This window comes from Sorangium sp. So ce426, from assembly GCF_051475585.1.
GTDB lineage: Bacteria > Myxococcota_A > Polyangia > Polyangiales > Polyangiaceae > Sorangium > Sorangium cellulosum_B.
The window spans coordinates 8,540,390-8,557,118 of the sequence record NZ_CP150341.1 but is presented as its reverse complement, the minus strand read 5'-3'; the positions used below and the strand labels follow the sequence as shown (position 1 = coordinate 8,557,118).

General features: G+C 74.5%; 11 protein-coding genes. 6 read left to right on the top strand and 5 right to left on the bottom strand.

Annotation, left to right across the window (positions count from 1 at the left end; genetic code table 11):
- Positions 1 to 118: 118 nt before the first annotated feature.
- Complete coding sequence (locus WMF44_RS31785) at positions 119 to 2,539, bottom strand: hypothetical protein (RefSeq protein WP_437293799.1); 2,421 nt, start codon at positions 2,537 to 2,539, stop codon at positions 119 to 121.
- Positions 2,536 to 3,348, bottom strand: coding sequence for an imidazole glycerol phosphate synthase subunit HisF (gene hisF / locus WMF44_RS31780; protein WP_437293798.1), 813 nt, complete (start codon positions 3,346 to 3,348; stop codon positions 2,536 to 2,538). The genes WMF44_RS31785 and hisF overlap by 4 nt, the downstream gene beginning before the upstream one ends.
- Positions 3,349 to 3,551: 203 nt before the next feature.
- Between hisF and WMF44_RS31775 the strand changes: the two genes are divergently transcribed.
- Both WMF44_RS31775 and WMF44_RS31770 read left to right on the top strand, forming a co-directional pair.
- A complete protein-coding gene (locus WMF44_RS31775) occupies positions 3,552 to 5,567 on the top strand; it encodes a zinc-ribbon domain-containing protein (RefSeq protein WP_437293797.1) in 2,016 nt (671 codons plus the stop codon).
- A complete protein-coding gene (locus tag WMF44_RS31770) occupies positions 5,564 to 6,829 on the top strand; it encodes a hypothetical protein (protein WP_437293796.1) in 1,266 nt (421 codons plus the stop codon). The genes WMF44_RS31775 and WMF44_RS31770 overlap by 4 nt, the downstream gene beginning before the upstream one ends.
- Before the next feature lie 91 nt (positions 6,830 to 6,920).
- Here the strand turns inward: WMF44_RS31770 and WMF44_RS31765 are convergent, their stop codons facing one another.
- Positions 6,921 to 9,149 (bottom strand): alkaline phosphatase D family protein, encoded by a 2,229-nt coding sequence (locus WMF44_RS31765; protein WP_437293795.1) that lies wholly within the window; start codon positions 9,147 to 9,149, stop codon positions 6,921 to 6,923.
- Between the two features lie 225 nt (positions 9,150 to 9,374).
- On the opposite strand from WMF44_RS31765, the gene WMF44_RS31760 reads away from it, so the two are divergent.
- The 4 genes from WMF44_RS31760 to WMF44_RS31745 all read left to right on the top strand — a co-directional run bounded on the left by WMF44_RS31760 (position 9,375) and on the right by WMF44_RS31745 (position 13,721).
- Entirely contained in the window at positions 9,375 to 10,808 is a 1,434-nt protein-coding gene (locus WMF44_RS31760; RefSeq protein WP_437293794.1) for a DUF6986 family protein, read from the top strand.
- Positions 10,809 to 10,864: 56 nt separating this feature from the next.
- Complete coding sequence (uraH, locus tag WMF44_RS31755) at positions 10,865 to 11,206, top strand: hydroxyisourate hydrolase (RefSeq protein WP_012238509.1); 342 nt, start codon at positions 10,865 to 10,867, stop codon at positions 11,204 to 11,206.
- Positions 11,207 to 11,445: 239 nt separating this feature from the next.
- Entirely contained in the window at positions 11,446 to 12,672 is a 1,227-nt protein-coding gene (locus tag WMF44_RS31750; protein ID WP_437293793.1) for a formylglycine-generating enzyme family protein, read from the top strand.
- A gap of 611 nt (positions 12,673 to 13,283) precedes the next feature.
- Positions 13,284 to 13,721 carry a CHRD domain-containing protein gene (locus WMF44_RS31745; RefSeq protein ID WP_437293792.1) on the top strand — a complete coding sequence of 146 codons (438 nt, stop codon included), beginning with the start codon at positions 13,284 to 13,286 and terminating at the stop codon, positions 13,719 to 13,721.
- Between the two features lie 97 nt (positions 13,722 to 13,818).
- Here WMF44_RS31745 and WMF44_RS31740 read toward each other — a convergent pair whose 3' ends face one another.
- Positions 13,819 to 15,372 (bottom strand): allantoicase, encoded by a 1,554-nt coding sequence (locus WMF44_RS31740; RefSeq protein ID WP_437293791.1) that lies wholly within the window; start codon positions 15,370 to 15,372, stop codon positions 13,819 to 13,821.
- Positions 15,351 to 16,706 (bottom strand): allantoinase AllB, encoded by a 1,356-nt coding sequence (gene allB / locus WMF44_RS31735; RefSeq protein ID WP_437293790.1) that lies wholly within the window; start codon positions 16,704 to 16,706, stop codon positions 15,351 to 15,353. Before allB ends, WMF44_RS31740 begins: the two co-directional genes overlap by 22 nt.
- Between the last annotated feature and the right edge of the window lie 23 nt (positions 16,707 to 16,729).

Below are 16,729 nucleotides of genomic sequence, written 5' to 3'. Positions count from 1 at the left end.
CGGCCACCCGCTTCGGAGACGGGCCCACCTCGACGTTTTCGGTGCTCAGCGCACCGGAGTGCGCTTGCGCGCCGAAAACGCCGATCTGGGCCCGTCTCCTGTGCGGGTGACCGCCGCTCTAGAGCGCTCCCCGCGCGAGCGGCTCCGTCAGCGAGGCGAAGACCTCCGGCCGCAGCGTTCCAGCGAGCCCGGCGCAGAGCAGGGCGAGCGCGAGGAGCGCAAGCCACAAGGACAGACCTCGCCGGCGCGGGGCCACCAGCGGCACAGGCGGCCTGGTGGCGGCGTCCGTCGGGACGACCCGAGCGGATTCGGGGGGGGCGAGCTCGGATGCAACGGGGCTCAGCGCCCCGGCGAGCGGCGGGCGCGCGCCGGGGATTGCGCGCGCGGAGGTGCCGGAGACAGCAGCGACCGGCGGCGGCGTGAGGGTGAGGTCGAGGCCAGCGAGCGCCTTCATGCTGCGCGCCGCGCGGCGCTGCGTGCTCTGCTCGGACTGCGCGACGAAGCGCGCGACGAGCTCGTCGACCCGGGACGCGCCTGCGCCGACGCCATCCGCGGGAGGGCGCGCGCTCCGGGATCGCCGCGAGGCGTTCCACACGATCGCATCGATGGGACCGAGCTCCGCCGGGCACGGCGTCTCTTGCGGCTCTGCGTCGGCGGGAGGCTGCGCTGACGCTGCATCCGCGGGCGCGAGGTCAGCGGGGGGCTGCTCGGGCGGCAGATCGGCGGGCGGCTGCGCTGACGCTGCATCCGCGGGCGCGAGGTCAGCGGGGGGCTGCTCGGGCGGCAGATCGGCGGGCGGCTGCTCGGGAGGTGCTGCGTCTGCGGGCGGCTGCTCGGGAGCCAGATGAGCGCACGGTTCCTCGGGAGCTGCTGCGTCCGCGGACACTTCCTGGGGCGCTGCGTCCGCGGGCGGCGCGCCGGCGTGCGCGGTTTCCGGGCCGTCGGCATCCGCCGCCGGCAAGGCCTCGATCGGCGCGGCCGGAGCCGTCGGGTGCGGCGTCGCCGGAGCGTCGTCGTCGCGCTGCGCCGGAAGGGGCCAGGGCAGCGTGTGGCGCGCTGCTGGCGTCTCGTCGAACGGCGCGACGGCCGCTCGAGGAACCGCGGGCACGACGAGGTCTGCCCGACGAACGAGCGGCCAGGTGCCATAGGCCGGTGTGACCTGGAGCGCCGCGTCCGCCGCCATGAACTGGATGGCGGGCGCGCGCGACGTCTCGATGGACTCCGGGACCTCGCTCACGCTGGCAGGCGCGTCCGCCATGTGCGAGAGCGCGGCCCCGTCGGCGGCCTCCCGTTCCTCCCAGACGGCCATGGCCACGGTCGGCGTCGGCTCCTGCGAGAGCGGCGCGACCTCGGCGGGATCCGGGGAGACCTCGACGAGGATCGAATCGGTCGGCGTCGGTTCCCGGGAAGACAGCGCGACGGCGGCGGGACCAGGGGTGAAGTCGACGAGGAGCACCTCGATCCCCTCGGGGCTCGTGAGCGCTTCGCTGCAGGCAGAGGGGCCGCTGACGACGAGCGATGGCGCGGGCACGGGCCGCGCTTCTTCAGGGGCGATCTCCGCCGCGGCGCGCGCGCGCGGCGCCACCGGCGCGATCGTCCGGGCAGGCTCGATGAGCTCCGGGATGGCCGGGATCTCGGCCGGCGCTGCGGCCTCATGGATCTCAACCACCGCCTGCACGACGGTCGGGGTCGGCTCCGGCAGCGCCTCGACCTGCTCGCCGGCGTCCGCAGGCGCTGGCGGGTTCTCGGGACACGGCGCGACAGCTACCGCCCCGGCAGCATCGCCCGCGCTCGCAGGCGCCGGGAGCGCCACCCCGGCGATTGCACACGCGACGAGCCCGGGGCTGAGCGTGAGCTCCACGACCGCAGGTGCGACCGGGCCGGGGCTGAGCGTGAGCTCCACGATGGGATTCGGCAGCGGAGCAGCGGGGGCGTCGCCGCGCGCGGCGGCGGGGGCGTCGCCGCGCGGAGCAGCGGGGGCGTCGCAGTGCGCGGCAGCGGCGATCGCATCGCGCCGCGCTTGCTCCGCTTGCGGCGGCGGCGGCACCTCGTCCGCTTCCGGCGCCGCAGGCCTCGCCTGGACCTCCGGGCGCGGGCGCCTCAGCCGGCCGGCCTCCTTGGCGCGCAGCGTCTCACGGGCGAGCCGCGCCAGCGCCCGCCGGGCGGCGTTGCGGTTCACCGGGATCAGCGCGGCCTCGAGCTCCCGCGCGACGGCTTCCGGGTCCTGCTCGTGCGCGGGGCGCGGGCGCGCCGTCGCCGTGAGGTTGGGCATGCTGCCGGCGGACGCGGCGAGGAGCCGGGCGAGCAGGTCGCGGAGCAGCCGCGCGGCCTCGGCCGGCGCCACCGCGTCGCCGCGCGTGCGCACCGTGACGGTGCCCTCGGTCGTGAGCAGCACCGCGCGATCGTCGAGCCTGAGCGGCAGGCGCGACGTCGCGTCGCTGACGGCGAGCGCGAGGTACCCCGAGGTCTCCGGCACCAGCGAGGCGCTCCGCGCGTGCGCCGCCGCGACGACCTCCTCCAGCGTGACGCAAGCGCTCACGAGCGCCCCCGGCCCGCCGCGTCGCCCGGCTCGCCCGCGCGCGCCGGCCTGACCGGCACCCCCGCCGCCTCGAGGTACGCCTTCGCTTCGCCGATCGTGTACTCGGCGTCGTGGAAGATCGACGCGGCGAGCGCGGCGTCGGCGCCTCCCTCGACGAGGCCGGCGCGCAGGTGATCCAGCGTCCCGACGCCGCCCGAGGCGATCACCGGGACCGGCACGGCCCGCGCGATGGCGGCGGTCAGCAGGAGGTCGTAGCCGTCCCGCGTGCCGTCGCGGTCCATGCTCGTGACGAGCAGCTCGCCCGCGCCCGCTCGCGCGATCTCCTCGGCCCACGCGACCGCGTCGCGCCCCGTGTCCCGGCGGCCGCCGTGGGTCACCACCGTCCAGGCCACGCGCGAGGGATCCGCGATCCGGCGCGCGTCGATCGCCACGACGATCGCCTGCGCACCCCAGCGGTCCGCGGCGCGCCGCACGAGGTCGGGATCGTTGACGGCGGCCGTGTTGATCGCGACCTTGTCCGCCCCCGCGTCGAGGAGCGCCTTGATGTCCTGCTCGGACTTGACGCCGCCTCCGACCGTCAGCGGCGTGAACAGCACCTCCGCCGTGCGCGCCACGACGTCGAGGATGATGCCGCGCTTCTCGTGCGACGCGGTGATGTCGAGGAACGTGATCTCGTCCGCGCCCTCGGCGTCGTAACGGCGGGCGGCCTCGACCGGATCCCCGGCGTCCCGCAGCCCCACAAAGCGGACGCCCTTCACGACGCGGCCGTCCTTGACGTCGAGGCACGGGATGATGCGCTTCGCGAGCATACGTCCCGCGTTAGCCTACCTGCCACGTCAGGGCCAACTGTTGCGCTGTGCGCCCGCTCCGGCGCCGCGGCGGGGGGCGTCCTCGCGCGCCTCTCGCACCTCTCGCACGTTTTGCCGGCATTTCCGGCCGCCGGGGAGGCGCCGCGCGCCGGCCGCAGCGCCCGGAGCCTGACCGCGCCGCGGTTCCTCGCTACCATGGCGCCATGCACTGCCCGCACTGCGGGAGACCCGTACCCGAGGGCTCGATCGCGTGCCCGCACTGCGGCGCCGCGCTCGCGCCGCCGGGCGGAGCGGCCGGCTATTACGGCATGAGGCCCGCGGCCCGCACCATGGTCGGCGTCACGCTCCCCGACCTGCTCCGACAGACGCCGTCCGCCCCCGCCGCTCCGGGCGGCGCGGGCCCCGGCCAGGCCGCGCTGCCGCCCATGGCCGGCGGGCCGGCCGCCGCCTCGCGCACGATCGTCGGTATGCCCGCCGCGATCTTCGGGGCAGCGCCGGCGCCGGCGCAGGCCGATCCGCGCCTGGCCGGGGGCACGCTCGTCGTCGGGACCCCGGCTTCCGTGGCCCCGGGAGCGCGCCTCGACGCGCACGCAGCGCCGGCCGCGCCGCTCCACGCAGCGCCGGCCGCGCCGCTCCATGCAGCGCCGGCCGCGCCGCTCCACGCAGCGCCGGGCGAGCTGCGCCTCGACCACACCGTGCCGATCGTCCCGGGCGTCGCGGCGCCGCGCGCTCCGGTGCCGCTGCCCGCCGTGTCGCGGACGCTGGTCGGCGTCGCCCGGCCGGGCATCGCGCCGCTCGCGCCCGGCGCCTCGGCCGACCCCGAGCCCGATTCCGAGCTCGACGCGCGCTACCAGCCGGCCGGAGAGCTCGGCGCCACGATCGCGCCGGCGCGCTTCCGCGCCCCTCCGCTGCAGAACCCGGCGCTCATGCGCCCCCATCGCCTGAAGCAGCGGCTCCCGCCGCCGAAGGGCGAGAGGCGCCCGCGCACGTCGCGCCGGGCCGTCGCTGTCGTCGTCGCGGGCGGCGTGCTCGCGCTCGGCGCGGTCCTGTTCGCGCTCCTCTGGCCGAGCGCGCCCCCGGTGACCGCGCGCGCCCGCGCCGACGCCGGGGGCCGCGAGGTCATCGAGCTCCGGTGCGACAGCTGTCCGGACGGCACCGCCGTCTCCATCGGCGAGGGGCGCGCGACAACCGCCGGCCGCGTCGCGCAGATCCCGCTCGCGAGCCCGCTCTCCGTCGGCGAAAACCGGATGAAGGTCGCCATCGACCGCCCCGGCAGCGGGCGCGACGAGACGGTCGGCGTCTCCATCCACGTCGCCTACCGGATCCGGCCCGACCTCGGCACCCTGCAAGGCGAGCGGCCCTCGATCCAGGTCGTCGTCGAGGCGAGCAAGGGCACGCAGGTGACCCTCGACGGCAAGGAGGTTGCGCTCACGAGCGGCCGGGCCATCGAGTCGATCGACGTCACCGACGCGGTCGCGGGGCCCTCGGACGAGACGAAGACGCTCAGCCGGCAGGTGCCGTACACCGTCACGCCGCCCGACGGCCCGCGCGAGCAGGGCATGGTGAGCGTCGCGGTCGGCATCGTCCCGCTCACCATCGAGTCGCCCGGCCCGAGCGTGGTCATCGACAAGGAGAGCTTCGTGCTCGCCGGGCGCACGGCCCGCGGCGCGCAGATCTTCGCCGGCGCGCACCCGATCGCGGTTCGCCCCGACGGCACCTTCGCGCACGTGATGAACGTCTCGTCCGTGGGCGCGACCCAGTTCGAGGTGCGCGCGAAGATGCAGGGGATGGCGCCGCGCATCGCGAAGCTCGCGGTGCGCCGCGTCGACCGGCTCGACACCGCCGCGAAGGAGTTCGCCGGCCGCGGCCCGATCGGGTACGCCGAGCTCGCCGCCGGCGGGAAGGACCCCATCGGCAAGCCGATCGCGCTGACCGGCGAGGTCCTCGAGGTGCGCCGGCAGGGATACGCGACGCTGATCCTGCTCTCGATCCCGCCCGCGTCCGGCTGCAAGGAGGGCGGCGCGGCCGCCGCGAGCGCGGGCGCCGCGCCGCGCTCTCCGGAGGCGTGCAAGGTCCGCCTCGTCCATGGCGCCGACAACCCCGCCCAGCGCGGGGACATCCTCACCGCCTACGGCAGCGTCGCGCCGCCGTTCGTCGCGCCGGGCGGCGCCGAGATCCCCGAGGTGCAGGTCGAGTTCACCGTGAAGGGCGGCCGATGAGCGCCGCGCGCGCCACGGCGCCCGGCCCGCGAAGGCCGCGTCGCGCCCGGACGGCGGGCCTCGCCGCGGCCGCGCTCCTGCTCTCCGCCGCGGCGCCGCTCGCCTTCGCCGACGCGGTCGACACGAGCCGGCCGCACACGATCGTCGTCGGCGCGCCCCGCGGCTTCGCCCCGAGCGAGCGGCTCGACGCGCGCCGCACGGGCCGCTCCGCCGCGCGGCTGCCCTTCCCGGCGCGCGAGGCGTGGCGAAAGCAGCTCCGCGGCGGGATCGACGCCGCGCCGCTCGCGGACGCCGCGGGCGATCTCCTCCTCACGCTGACGGTCCCCGAGGTCGTCAAGCTCGGCGCGGACGGCCGGGAGCGCTGGCGCGTGCGCATCGGCGACAGCGCGCCGCTCGCGCCCGCCGTGCTCACGAGCGACGGCACCCTCGCGCTGATCACCTCGTCCGGCGTCGCCGTCGGGCTCACGCCTGCGGGGAGCGTGCGCTTCGCCGTCCCCCTCGGCCTCCGGGGGCGCGACGCCGACGTGACGCCCCTCGCGCTCGACGACGGCGGGCTCGTGGCGGCCCTGGGGCGCTCCCTTGTCGAGCTCGCCGCGGACGGGACCGTGCGCGCCCGCGCCGAGATCGCGGAGCGCGCGACGGGCGCCTTGCTCGCGGGCCCTGAAGGCACGCTCGTGACCACCGAGTCGGGCGCGGTGCTGACCTGGCGTCCGCCCGGCGCGCCGAGGCGGCTCGGCTCTCTCGGGGGTATGCCTCGCCGCGGCGCTGCCCTCGCCGACGCCCGCACGCTGCTCGCGGTCGTCGACGCCCGCCGCCTGGTCGCGCTGGATCTGCCGACAGGGACCGCCGGGGTCCGCGCCGGCGCGGCCTTCAGCGCGCTCGACGGGCCGCCCGCCATCGGCGCCGGGGGCCTGGCCGTTGTCCTGTCGACGACCGGGCTGCTCCTCGGGGTCAACGCGTCGGGCGACGTGGCGTTCCGGGTCGCGATCGACAGGCCTCCTGGGTCCCCACCCGCCGACGGCGGGCTCTCCGGCTTCTTCGGCCCGGTGGACGCGAAGCCGAGCCCGCCGGTGGTGATCGATCGCACCGGCCGCGTCGGCTTCGTGCGCGCGGGCGGACGCGCCGGCGTCGTCGAGGCGGACGGCAATGTCTCCATCGCGGCCGAGCGCGTCTGCTCCGCGCCGGTCGCCGTCATCCCTGCCGGCGAGGAGCGGATGGCGATCGCCTGCCGTGACGGCACCGTGGTGATGCTGGCGCGCTAGCGCGAGCCGTCGCTCGTGCCCGGCGCCGTGTGCCGGCGGCCGAGAGGGTCGGCAGCGCTGACCGCCCAGCTCGGTCGATGGATCCTGCGTCCTAGCTCGCAGTGTCCGGGATCCACTGCTTCCAGGTGCCGTCGTCCTCCCGGTACAGCTCGGACTCGGCCGCCCTCGTCTTGTACCGCGCGATCGTGATCTGTCCGTCGAGCGCCGCCGCGCCGGCCTCGTCGTACAGGGGGGCGGCGAGCGCTTCTTCGGGGATCATGTGCATGCTCACGACGAACTCGTCGGCGTTCGCCTCGACGATACAGAACCCGTTGCTCGTGGCGTTGCTGAAGGCGAGGTACGGATTGGCCTTCTGCATGCTGTCGTCGATGTCCTCCGCCTCCAGGACGTCTTTCAGCGTCGGATGGCTCGCCAGCCGCTTCGCCAGCACCGAGCGGCACGTGGCCGACGAGATCGCGGCGCCGCCGAACTCCACGATCTTGGCCGTGGCGCCCTCCACAGCGGCCGTCCCTGCGAGGAAGGCGCCGAGATCGCCGGTGATCGACACCACGTTGCCCTCGACCGCGGCGAGCATCTCGATGAGCTCGTCCCGCTCCTTGCGGAAGCCGTCCCAGCCGTCGCAGCTCAGGTAGAAGCGCCGGGTGATCGACTCCTGCTCGGGCTCCGCGGGTTGCGTTGTGTGGGCGAGGACGAGCTGTGAAAGGGGGTATTCGGTCCCCCATACCTTCCAGGTGCTCTGGGACTCCTCCATCGTCTTCTGGAACCAGGCTCTCTGCGCTCCTCCCATGACATCCGCGTTGGCGGCGAACGGCAAGTACGGGTCGAAGGCATCCTTGATCACGAAGTAGCGCGACCCGAGCGCGCTGTAGTAGTCCGTCTTTCCGAAATCGGCGTAGGCGAACCCGCTCTCCATGAAGGCGAAGTCGCTCGCCGGGATGGGGGGAATCGGCTCCTTCCCTTGCTCGGCCCTGTGCTCGTTCAGCTTCGCCACGATCTCGTCGACGACCTTGGCGCTGACGGGGCGGAGCTCGCCCTGAGCGAAACCGAGGTTCGGGTCGAATCCGAACAGGACCGCAGCCTCATCCAGCGCCCTCTTGTAGACATCCCAGTCGTCGCCGTTGATGTCCGGGATGTAGCGGCTCGTGTAGGGCAGCAAGTCGGTCAAGCTCTCCCCGAGCTCCGGCTGCTGAACGACGACCTTTCCCGGGAAGGCGTCCTCCGGGATCAGGTGATCCGTGCGGTAGGAGCGGAGATCCGTCATCACGAGGTGGACGTGCTTCCCGAACGGGAAGTCCCGGTAGATGGTGATATCGTCCGGGTACTCGACCGCGCTGTCGTAGCGGAACTCGTCGCCCTTCGGATCATTCGGGTACTCGGCCGGCATGTACTCGAACCAGGCCTGGTTCGCCGCCTTGCGCCGGTACTCGTCCGTCTCCGGCTCTCGGCCGTCCAGGTAGACCGCCGTCGCGCCGTGGCCATCGTCGGAGAACTCGTGATCGCCCCAGACAGCGATCATGGGAAAGAGCTCGTGTACCCGCTGCAGCGCACGGTCGGACCGGTACGCCTTGTAGAGCTCCCGGTAATTGCTCAGCGACTTGGCGGCGTGGTAGGCCGCGCCCTCCGCCGGCTGGAAGGCGATGGCGCCGTCCACGTCGGAGAAGGAGATGCCGCGCTGCCCCGGGGGGGCCTGGAGGCTCGGGTCCCCGGTCGTCTCGTGGATGTAGCCCCCGAGGTGGACGACGAAGTCGAGCTCCTCTTTCGCCAGGGCCACATAAGCGTTGTAGTAGCGACCGATGTAGTCCTGGCCGGACACGAAGGCGAAGCGCACCGGCACGTCCGCGCCCGGCGCGGGCGCCGTCCGCGTCCGCCCGACGCGCGAGCTGACGCAGCCTTCTCCTGTCATGTAGTAGAAGCGGTAATAGTACGTGGTGCCGGGGCTCAGGCCGTCCACCTTGACCTTGACGCAGTGATCGAACTCCGCCCGCGCGGTCACGCGGAGCTGCGTGCTGCCCGACCCCGCCGTGGCCACGTTGTCGGAGCTCGGCGTGAGCACCACGAGCTGCGTGAACCCCTCGTCGAGCGCGACCACGAGCGCCAGGTTGAGATCCGACTGCGGCTGCTTGCTATCGATGAGCCGGGTCCACAGCACGACGCTATCGTGCCGCGGATCGCCGGAGGCCACCGACTGCGGGAAGAACGCGTCATCCTCGTGCACGTCGCATGCGCCGGTGGCGTCACCATCATCGGAGCAGGCAGTCGGCACGACGACCGCACCAGCGGTCACCAGCGTGGCGCGAAGAAAGTCTCGGCGTCTCATCATCGATTCAAGTCCTCCAACGACGGATACACCCCGAGCGCTGCGCGCGCAACGGCGGCGCCGGTGCCGCCGTTGCGCGCGCAGCGCCGCCGCCGCGCGCGGCGCTCCTCGCGCTCGCTCGAGCGGCGCGGGTCGCAGCATGGCGCCTCCTCGCGAGGAGCGCGAGCGCCACTTGACGTGCCGAGTCAGGCGGCATCTCGTGTGCGCCCTACCCGCTGAAGGCACACCATGTTCCAGACGAGCCTCTCCTCCGAAGCCCTGCGCGGCGCGCTCTCGCGCCTCCGCGGCGGGCGTTCTGTCTTCGACCCCACGGGCGCGCGCCAGCCGGTCCACACCGTCTACGGCGGCGCCCACCTGTTCAAGGCCGACACGGCCCGGAAGCTCGGGGCGGTGGCACTCCGCGCCGTCGAGGAGCACGCGCCCGACTTCGCCGCCTTCGCGCGGGCGATCGGCCTGCCGGGGGCCGAGGGGCTCCCGGAGGGGCGCGCCGACGCCCTCGCCCTCGCGGCCGCGATCGAGGCGGGCGCAGGCGCGGCCGAGGGCGCCTCCGGGGCTGCGCGGCTCGCGCACGCGGTGCACGCGCGCGTGCTCGACAAGCTCCGCCGCGAGCCCGTGGAGGACCTGCGCATCGATTTCGAGGACGGTTACGGCGTGCGCCCCGGAAACGAGGAGGACGCGCACGCCGCCGCGGCCGCGCGCGAGATCGCCCTCGGCATGGCCGCGCGCAGCCTGCCTCCGTTCCTCGGGATCAGGATCAAGCCGCTCGGCGACGGGTGCGCCGAGCGGAGCCTGAGGACGCTCGACGTCTTCTTCTCGGCGCTCGTCGCCGCGTCGGGCGGCGCGCTCCCGCCCGCCTTCGCGGTGACGCTGCCGAAGGTGGTCGCGCCCGAGCAGGTCGCCGCCCTGGCCGACGCCCTCGACGCGCTCGAGGGCGCGCTGCGGCTGCCGGCCGGCTCGATCCGGATCGAGCTGATGGTCGAGACGCCGGCGTCGATCCTCGGCCCGCGCGGGGAGATCGCGCTGCCCGGGCTGGTCGAGGCGGCCCGCGGGCGGTGCGCGGCGGCGCACTTCGGGGCCTATGACTACACCGCGAGCTGCGAGATCACGGCCGCCCATCAGCACCTCGCCCACCCGGCGTGTGACTTCGCGCGGCACGTGATGCAGGTCGCGCTGGCCGGCTCCGGGCTCTGGCTCTCCGACGGCGCGAGCAACCTCCTTCCCGTCGGCCCGCACCGCGCGCGCCCCGGCGGCGCGCCGCTCACGCCGCAGCAGAGCGAGGAGAACCGTCGCGCCGTCGTGGGCGCGTGGCGGCTGAAGTACGGTCAGGTTCGCCGCGCGCTCGAGGGCGGCTACTACCAGGGCTGGGACCTCCACCCCGCGGAGCTGCCGGTCCGCTACGCCGCCACGTACGCCTTCTTCCTCGAGGGCGTCGATGCGGCCGCCGCGCGGCTGCGGAGCTTCGTCGAGCGGGCCGCCCGGGCGACCGTCGCCGGGACGGTGTTCGACGACGCCGCGACGGGGCAGGGGCTCCTGGGCTTCTTCCTGCGCGCGATCGGCGCGGGGGCGATGACGGAGGGCGACGCGGCGGAGAGGACCGGCCTCACGCCGGACGAGCTCAGGGGCCGATCCTTTCAGGCCATCGTGGCGCGCCGGAGCGCGTGATGGGAGAGCACCGGAATGGCCCGGGTCGCGGAGGGCCCGAGCGGCGAGGAGGACCGATGAGCGCGATCACGACGCACGTGCTGGACACGTCACGAGGCTGCCCGGCGAGCGGCGTGCTGGTGGTGCTGGAGGTCGGCGACGACGGCGGCTACCGGGAGGTCGGACGGGGCACGACCGACGGCGACGGCCGGCAGAAGGGGCTGCTGCCGCCCGGCGAACGGCCCCTCCAGGGCCGCTACCGTCTCACCTTCCACACAGGCGCCTATTACGCGGCGCTCGGATGCGAGAGCTTCTATCCCACGGTGTCGATCCTCTTCGAGATCCGGGACCCGGCGCAGCACCATCACGTCCCGCTGCTGCTCAGCCCTCACGGCTACACCACGTACCGAGGCAGCTGAGCGCGCATCCGCGCGAGAGCGCCGTCCCGCGCGGCGAGCGCGACGCGCGCCTGCCGTCCGTGGTGCGCCTGGAGGCGCCGCGAGGTCGACGGCCGGGCGGGGTGAAGGAGGTGTCCCACATGATACGCTGGCGGGTGCCCGTCGGTGGGCGACTGTGAGGGTGAACGGTGGGCGCTCTACGGATTCGTTCGGGTGAAGCTCGGGATCGCCGGCGCGGGGCTGGCTGGCTGGCCGTCGCGATGGCCACGCTCGGGCCGGGCTGCGAGCAGAAGGTGCGGAGCTTCGTCGATGGCGACGGCGGCGCTGGCGCCGCTGGCGGCGGAGCAGGCGGTGGGTCGGGCACGGCGGTCGGTGGCGGCGGGGCTGGCGGCGGGGCTGGCAGCAGCGCGACGGGGGCCGGTGCGACCGGCGGTGGCGCGACGGGTGGCGGCGCGACGGGTGGTGGCGCGACGGGTGGTGGCGAGGCCGGTGGCGCAGCGACTGGCGGCGGTGACGCGGGCGGGGGCGGGGGGACCCCTGTCGAGTGCTCTCCCGACGAGGCGCGGTGCGCCGGCGATCTCATCGAGGTGTGCGGCAGCGACGGGCGGTGGGGTCTCGCCGGTTGCGCTGGATGGTGCGGCGCGGGCCGGTGCATCCTGCCGCCGAGCTGCCGCCTAGGCGAGAGCGGGGCGGGCGAGACCTGCGGGCCGGAGCGGAACCAGCCCTGCTGCGCGAGCCTGCGCGTTCCGGGTGGCCGGCACGACCGGAGCAACGACGCGGCGTATCCGGCGGAGGTGAGCGACCTGCGCCTGGATCGCTACGAGGTCACCGTCGGACGGTTCCGCAAGTTCGTCGAGGCCTATCCCGCGAGCCGACCCGCGGCCGGCGCTGGAGCTCACCCGGCGATCCTGCGGAGCGGCTGGGACGCTGCGTGGGACTCCCGTCTGCCCGCGAGCCAGGCGGCGTTGAGGGACGACTTGAAGTGCAACCCGGGATTGCACTCGTGGACCGACGACGCGGGCGGGACCGAGCTCAAGCCGATCAGCTGCGTGAGCTGGTTCGTCGCGTTCGCCTTCTGCGCCTGGGACGGCGGGCGGCTCCCGACAGAGGCGGAGTGGGACTACGCGTCGGCTGGCGGGAGCGAGCAGCGGGCGTATCCGTGGGGCAACGCGTTTCCGAACTCGACCTACGCCGTGTTCGACATGACGGGCAGCGCCGTCGTCGGATCGAGATCGCCGAGGGGTGACGGCCGGTGGGGGCAGGCCGACCTCGCGGGGAACGTGTGGGAGTGGACCCTGGACTTCGAGGGGACGTACCCCCAGCCGTGCCGTGATTGCGCGAACGTCGAGCGCGGCTCCGCGCGGGTGATCCGCGGCGGCAGCTGGTGGCAGCCCAGACCGGAGGACCTCTCCGCTCGCTTGCGGACCGGCTGGGACCCGACCGATGTGACGGACGCGCTCGGCGTGCGCTGCGCCAGGAAGCTGTAGCCCGCGCCGCCCTTCGTGGGGCCGGCGCCCCGGGGAACGGGCGAACGCGCGCCGTTCAGGGAGAGATGAGGTAGATGACCGAGAAGGCCACGAGGAGCGTCGTGAACGCGAGCGCGATGAGCTTGGGCATGGTCCAGTCGTCGTTGTCGGTCTTCGAGATCTCTGTGCTCATCGTGTGCCTCCGCCGTGCTCTCCGCGCGCCTCGCGCGCGTCCGTCTCCTGGCAGAAGGCGGACTCGTCGTCAACCCTGAGCCCCCGCCCGCGACGGACCGGGCGCGCTCATGCGGATGCCTCCACCGCGGCTCTGGCCGCGCCCGCGGCCTCTCCGCCCGTGTGGAGCACGGGCCGCCTTGCTGGAGCACGGGCCGCCTTGCCACCTCGCGCAGGCGACGCCGATTCCCCGCGTCGTGCGCCGATCCGGGTCCGCTGTCCGCCTCTATCTCTCTCCAGCGCGCCTCGGCGATCGGGGCGAGTCGCCGTGTCCGTCGCGGCCTCCTCGCCGCCCCTGCGATCGACCGACGTGCGGGGCGGCTCGCGGCGCGTGGGCGGCGTCGACTTTGCTCTTCGTGGCGCCCTCGAATCGCACATCCCGTGATGTGCAGGAGGGAGACATGCAACACCTCACGATGCTCGCGCTGGGCGCCGTCCTCCTCGCGGCGGCGCTTGCGCGCGCGGCGTTGCCTGAGCGCCCGGTCCGCTCGCTCACGGCGGCGCTCACGGGGCAAGACGAAGTGCCCGGCCCCGGCGACCCGAAGGGGAGCGGCACGGCCCACGTCACGCTCGATCTCGACCGCGGCGAGGTCTGCTTCGACCTCGCGGTGGCCGGCATCGCGCCGGCGACCGCGGCGCGCATCCACGAGGGCTCCGCCGGCCGCGCGGGCCGCGGGATCATCACGCTGATGCCGCCGACCGGCGGCAGCTCCAGCGGCTGCGTGAGCGCAGCCCGCGACGATCTGAGCGCGTTGCTCGGAGATCCGGAGAGGTATTACGTCGCCGTGCGCACCGCCGATTTCCCCGACGGCGCGCTGCGAGGACAGCTCTCGCGCTGAGCGCGCCACGCTCGGACACCCGATCGCCCGGACCCCCGGCGCGCCGGCGCCCCCCTCGCCCGACGCGCTCCCTTCTCGGAGGCCGCGCCCCGGGGCTTTACCCGCCCCACAGGAGCTTCTTCAGCCGGATCGCCGTGATCTTCCGCTGCTCGTCCGCGGCGATGGGCAGCTCCTGCTCCGGCGTGTGCTCGATCCGCGCGCGCAGCGCCTCCAGCATCTCGTCCGCGCTCTTCCCTGTGGCGCAGACGATGTAGATGAACCCGAACTTCTCGTCATAGGCGCGGTTCAAGCGCGCGAGCGCCTCCCGCGTATCGACCGCCGCGGCGCTCATCCCCGCCTGTTCCTGGCTGGAGAAGCGCCTCGCCGTCGCGCTCGCCTCCGCGGCCTCCGCCTGCGGCCTGGTCTCTCCGATGCGGGGGTGCGCGCGGAACGCCTCGATCCAGTCCTCCGGCGCGAGCCGCGCAAACGCCTGCGCCGCCGCCGCGGAGAGGTGCTCCTCGTCGCGGAACGGGCGCGCCGCCGCCACCTGCGACGCCCACGCCGACGCGCCGCACGCCACGCGGAGCTCCGCCTCGGCCTCCGGCTCCGTGAGCGCGTTGAGCCAGCGGAGCCGCTGCTCGGCCGCACCGCTCCGGGTCGCCTCGCCGAAGATCCGGAGCCGGCTCACGCCGCCGTCAGGATAGATGTTCAGGCGCACGTGCGTGAACGGCCCCGTCGCGCGGAGCTCTTCCTCGAAGAGATGACGCGTGTGCGCCTGGAGCTTCGTCCGCGGCACGATCTCCCGCCACTCGCCCGCGCCGGCGAGCTCCGCCGCGGAGCGCCCCGCGGCGTCGATCCCCTCGATCATGCAGCTGTCGGGGTAATTGCCCTTGAAGTGGTTCGTGTCGACCTCGATCCGCGCGATCTCGCCCTGAGCCGCGAGCGCCACGAGCGCCCAGTCGTACCCGGGCCCCCTCCGGCGCCGCGTCTCCCAGCCGTCTCCCATGTTCGCCGCCCGGCCGGGCATGATGAGGTTGTGGCGCACCCCGAAGAACATGTCGCTGCACGAGAGCACGCGCCCGCCGTTCTCCGCGGCCGCGAGGTCGATCTCCGCGCCCGGGCGGCCCTGCCGGCGAACGTCGGGGAGGGCGTCGCCGTGCACCCGGAGCCGCGCCACGCCGCCGTCCGGGTAGATGTTCAGGCGGAGGTGCGTGAACCGCGAAGCGCTGGTCAGCTCGAACGCGTTCTGCGCGTCGCCGGCCAGCGGCGAGCGCGGCAGGATCTCGACCCAGTGCGTCCGTGGGTCGAGCAAGTCCTCGACCCGCGCGTCGGGCCGCGCCGCGCACGCCTCGATGGAGCAGTGCTCGGGGTAATTGCCCCGGAAGAACGCCGTATCGACGATGACCCCGCGGAGGATGCCTGGCAGCCCCAGCCGGACGAGGCACCAGTCGAACCCGGGAGTCCGGCGCCGGCGCGTCTCCCAGCCATCCATCCACTTCCCGCGATCGGTGTACTCGTGCTCGAGGAACACCGCTTTCCCTGCCTTGAGCAGGTTCTCCTTCGGCGCGAAGAACTCGTCGTTCGCCGCGAGCACCGCGCCGCCCAGGCGCTCCGAGGCCAGATCGAGCGCCTCCGCGAACGCCGGCCCCGTCACCCCTCTCGCTTCAGCCATCGCCCTCTCGCCTCCGCGGGGAAGCTCCCGCGCTCATGGACCTTCTCGCCGCGAAGGTAGGTGGCCTCCACGACGCCGTGGAGCTCCTCCCCGGCGTACGGCGTCACCTTGTGCCGGTGCTGGAGGATCGGCGGCTCGACCCGGAAGCTCGCGTCGGGATCCCAGATCACCAGATCGGCGTCGAACCCGCGCGCGATCTCCCCCTTGCGGCGCAATCCGGCGAGCCTCGCGGGCCCGCGGCACAGCCAGTCCGCGAGCCGCTCGAGCGGGATGCCCCGGCGGCGGGCGTCGGTCCAGACGATCGACAGGCCGAGCTGCAGGCTCGAGATCCCGCCCCAGGCGGCGTCGAAGTCGCCGGCTTCGAGCCGCTTGAGCTCGGGGGTGCACGGGGAGTGATCGGAGACGACGAGATCGATGAGGCCGCCCGCGAGCGCGGCCCAGAGCTCCTCGCGGTTCTGCCGCTCCCGGATCGGCGGAGCGCACTTGAAGGGCGTCGCGCCGTCCGGGATCTCCTCGGCGGCGAAGTGCAGGTAGTGCGGCGTCGTCTCGGCGGACAGCGCGGCGCCGCCGTCGCGCGCCCGCCGCAGGACGTCGAGCGCCGTGGCCGACGAGAGGTGGACCACGTGCGCCGCCGCGCCCGTCGCCTGGCAGAGCGACGCGAGCTGGGCGATCGCCTCGTCCTCCGCCTCTCGCGGGCGCGAGCGCAGGTAGGCGGCGTACGTGCGCGGGTCCAGGCCGGCGATCGCCGCGCGCGCCGCGTCGATGGGGCCGGGGAGCTCGGCGTGGACGAGCAGCGGCGCCCCCGTGCCCGCGAGCACCTCGAGCGCCGCCCTGAGGTCCGCCTCGGCGACGTGGCCGAACTCCGCCACGCCCGAGTCGACCATGAAGCACTTGAAGCCGAGCGCGCCGGCCTCGAGCAGCGGGACGAGCTCTCCCGCGTTGCCCGGGACGGCGCCGCCCCAGAAGCCCACGTCGACGAGGCACCGGCCCTCCGCCGCGCGCGCCTTCTTCTCGAGGTGCGCGACCGTGGTCGTCGGCGGGATGCTGTTGAGGGGCATGTCGACGAGCGACGTGACGCCGCCCGCGGCCGCCGCGCGCGTCGCCGTCTCGAAGCCCTCCCATTCGGTCCGCCCGGGCTCGTTGATGTGCACGTGTGCATCGACCAGCCCGGGCATCACCACCGCGCCCTGAGCGTCCACGACGGGGCAGCCCTCCGGCAGCTCGTCGTAGCCGGCGACGGAGACGATGGTGCCGCCCTGGATGTGCACCGAGGCCGGCCGCACGGCGCCCCCGGTGACCACCCGCAACCCGCGAACGATGAGGTCCGGCGTCATCAGGGACGCGATCGTACCACGGC